At 29.1% G+C, this 4,010-nt stretch carries 1 protein-coding gene; it reads left to right on the forward strand.

What is annotated here, in order from left to right; translation table 11 throughout:
* A partial coding sequence (locus ACVC2P_RS09795) for a hybrid sensor histidine kinase/response regulator transcription factor (RefSeq protein WP_452598295.1) occupies positions 1–3,766 on the forward strand: 3,766 nt, incomplete at its 5' end.
* Between the last annotated feature and the right edge of the window lie 244 nt (positions 3,767–4,010).

A 4,010-nucleotide genomic window follows, 5' to 3' on the forward strand; every position in this document is an offset into this window, starting at 1 on the left:
GGATGGTGTTGGTAATATTTGGGTTGCTACAGAAGAAGGCGTTTTAAAGCATAATTCGCAATTTTATAAAATATATAACAACTATAGCGGGTTGCCATCTGCAATGAGCAACCGAACAAAAGCCATATTTGTAGATTCAAAACAACATATATGGATTGGGTTAGAAAAAGGTGTTTGTTTATATAATAGTGATCTTGATCGTTTTGAATTAGTAGAACATAATGAAGATATTAATCCAGCTTTAATTAATGTTATAACCGAAGATAAAAACAACACGATATGGGTTGGTGCTTTTAACGGGCTTTGGAAATCTGAAAGGTCTCCAAAAAAAACTATAATGAAACGCGTTATTGCGAATCATAACATTCAGGCAATTAAGCAATTTGAAGATAAGCTCGTGGTTGGGACTCCAAAAGGGTTGTTTATTTTCGATTTAAAAACGGAAGTGTTTAAAGAAATACCTACTGGAGTAAAAAATAATAATATTAGTAGCATTTCTACTATCAATAATCAAATATTAGTAGGCTTTAAAGATGGAACTCTCGTTAAATTAGAAGCAAATTTTAAAGATGTAACACTATTAGAATTAGGTTTTAATTCAACAAACCCAATAACAGATATTATTAAAAATACAAAAAACAATCTTTTAATTGCTACAGATGGTAGTGGTATTTTCGAGGTTGATAGTATGTTCGTAATGATAAACCATTACACAGAGAATGTAAATAATAAGCATTCGTTGTCAAGTAATGGCGTTTATGATATTTGTGTTGATAAAGAAAATATTTTATGGGTAGCCACTTATGGAGGAGGTGTTAACTTTTTTAATTCCAACCAATTACCAGTTACAAATATTCAACACGAAATAAATAATACTAATAGTATAATTGCAAACTTTACTAGAGCTATTACAAAAGACAATAATGGTAAATTCTGGTTTGGCACAAAAAAAGGATTAAGCATTTGGGATCCAGAAACAAACAAATGGAAACATTTAGAACATTTATTAGGAGATTCTAAAAAAAATCAGACCATTATATTATCTCTATTAACAGATGACAATGTTATTTGGGTTGGCACTTACAACAAAGGGTTATTTAAAATTAATTCAAAAACATTAAAAATTACGCCTTACAATAAAGCTACTGGATTCGATATTATTAAAAAAATATATGCATTGTATAAGGATGCTAAAGGTAATCTTTGGGCAGGTGGTATAGAGAAAGATTTAACCGTTTTAGATAAAAATAATAATATTTATACATACCCAATACAGCAAATAAAGTCGATTTCAGAAAATAAGAAAGGTGAAATATTAGTTGCCTGTAAACAAGGTGTTTTTAAAATTAATCATACAAATAGAACCTTTGGTTTAATAGAAGATTTATTGTCTGATAGTTCTAATTTATCCTATTCTACAATAAATGCAACACAACAAATGGAAAATGGAAATTTGTTGGTTGCTACAAATGGCGCAGGCCTATTGTTTTATAATACAGAAACAAAAAACTTAAAAAAAATAAGTGTTGTAAATGGGATGCCATCAGATGTTATTCAAGGTCTAATAGCTACAAATAATAACACCATTTGGGCAAGTACAACAAAAGGTATCGCAAATATTAAAATAACAGAAAACGATACTATTATAGATGTTTACGATAAAAAAGACGGTTTAGCAACAACAGAATTTAATTACGGAAGCTTTAAAAAAATAGATGATAATCTTATTGCTTTTGGAGGAGTAGATGGTGTAACGCTTTTTAATCCTAATAAAATTGAAGAAAAACTCTACAAGCCAGAAATAATATTTAACTCGTTTAAGCTGTCTAATAAAATAATAGAACCTAATCAAAGCCCTTTAGAGAAACACATTAATAAAACTGAAGCCCTAGAATTAAACCACGAGCAAAATTCAATAGAAATAGATTTTACAGGTATACTACATAGTGCGCCTTCTAAAGTAAAATACAAATGGATGTTAGAAGGTTTTGATGAGCAATGGTCTCCAGTTACTAATCAAAATTTCGCAACCTACACAAATTTAAGCCCAGGGAATTACCTTTTTAAGGTTAAAGCCTATAGTAAACATGATAATGAATCTAGTGAGAGGCAACTAAAAATTAATATTGCTTCCCCATGGTGGGCAACAAAAAAAGCCTATCTATTATATGCTTTATTGACTTTTGCATTGGTCTATGCGATTATTCATTTTACCAGTTTAATAATTAAAAAAAGAAATGCCGATCAACAAATTGATTTCTTCAATAACGTAACGCACGAAATAAAAACACCATTAGCTATTTTAATTTCATCGTTAGATAATGTTACCGAAAGTGTAGATTCTACTGAAGATTCAAAAGAGCGAATAAAAACTACTATAAAACGAATAAACTCACTTTTTGAACAAATGCTAAACTTTCAAAAAGTAACAGCAGATGATAATAGCATTCAGGACATTTCAAAAATCGATGTATACGAACAAATTAAACAGCGCATCAACAATTTTAAACCACTTACTAAAGATCAAAACCTTGATGTTGTGTTTAATAATGAATGGACCGAAGACTTTTATTTTAACAAAGAAAGTTTAGATAAAATCCTTTTAAACCTTATTTCTAATGCGATTAAGTATTCTTTTAAAGATGGCACAATTTTTATAAATACAAATAAAACTAAATCTGGAGATTTAAGAATTGAAATTAAAGATGAAGGACTCGGCATACCAAAAGATCAGCAAAAACACATCTTAAATCAGTATTACAGAGCCAGAAATGTTATTAATAGCCAGCGTCCAGGAACAGGATTAGGTTTAATGTTAATTAAAAAATTACTCGAAAAAACAGGAGGGTCTATAAGTTTTCAAAGTGAAGAAAATAAAGGAACAACCTTTGTTGTACTATTAAATAATTTAAAGAAAAGTTATACAGAAATTAACGAAACTAGCACGCCAACCGATAAAATTACAGAAATTGCAGAAAACACTACAGAACTAACTGAGTTTAGTAATAGTAAAATATTAATAGTCGAAGATAATGATGAGTTAAGAAACTCGTTAGCAAATACGTTAGCAACTTACTTTCAAGTTTACGAAGCAACCAACGGTAAAGAAGGCTTAGAAGTGGCTAATCAAATATTTCCAGATATTATTTTAACCGATTTAATTATGCCGGAAATGGATGGTATGCAAATGGCTAAACAGCTTAAAAATGATATTAGCCTTAATCATATTCCTGTGTTTATGCTTACAGTACTTCAAAACTCAGACCAAAAACTGGAGAGTATAGAAAGTGGAATTTCAGAATACATAGAAAAACCAGTAGACATAAAGTTTCTGTTGGCAAAAATGATAAATGCACTAAAATGGCAACAAAAACTACGTGATAAGTATGTTAAAGACAGTGATGCAGATACAGCAGAACTTTTTAGGAATAAAAAAGATCAAGAGTTTCTTCAAAAACTAGAAGCTACAATTATGGCTAATATTGAAAGCGATTCATTCTCAGTTCACGACCTATCAAAAAGTGTAGGTATGAGTAGAACTTCCCTATATATGAAGCTTAAAAACCTAGTAGATTTGTCACCTCAAGATTTTATTATTCATACAAAACTAAAACAAGCCAAAAATTTACTGATAAGAGGAGATATAAGTATTAAGGAAGTTGCATACCAATCTGGATTTTCAAATCCAAAATACTTCAGTACATCGTTTAAAAAATTCTATAAAATGACACCAAGCGGATTTATAGAAAGCCTAAAAAAGAGCTAAAAAAGAATAGTTTTATTTTTTCTGTACTACTATTTCTACATTTAATAAAAATAGTTGCGAACTATTGATAATTATACAATTATCATATAGTTACATTACATGTTTATTATATTTTGACAATAAATAAACCATTTGTGATGCATATTAAAACTCAAAATAAAAGTATTAAAGTAGTTTAGCAGAAACTAATTAGTTAATTATGAAAAAACATTTTTGCCTACTACTTTTAATACTTCCAACATTT

It is taken from the genome of Pontimicrobium sp. MEBiC01747, from assembly GCF_053601635.1.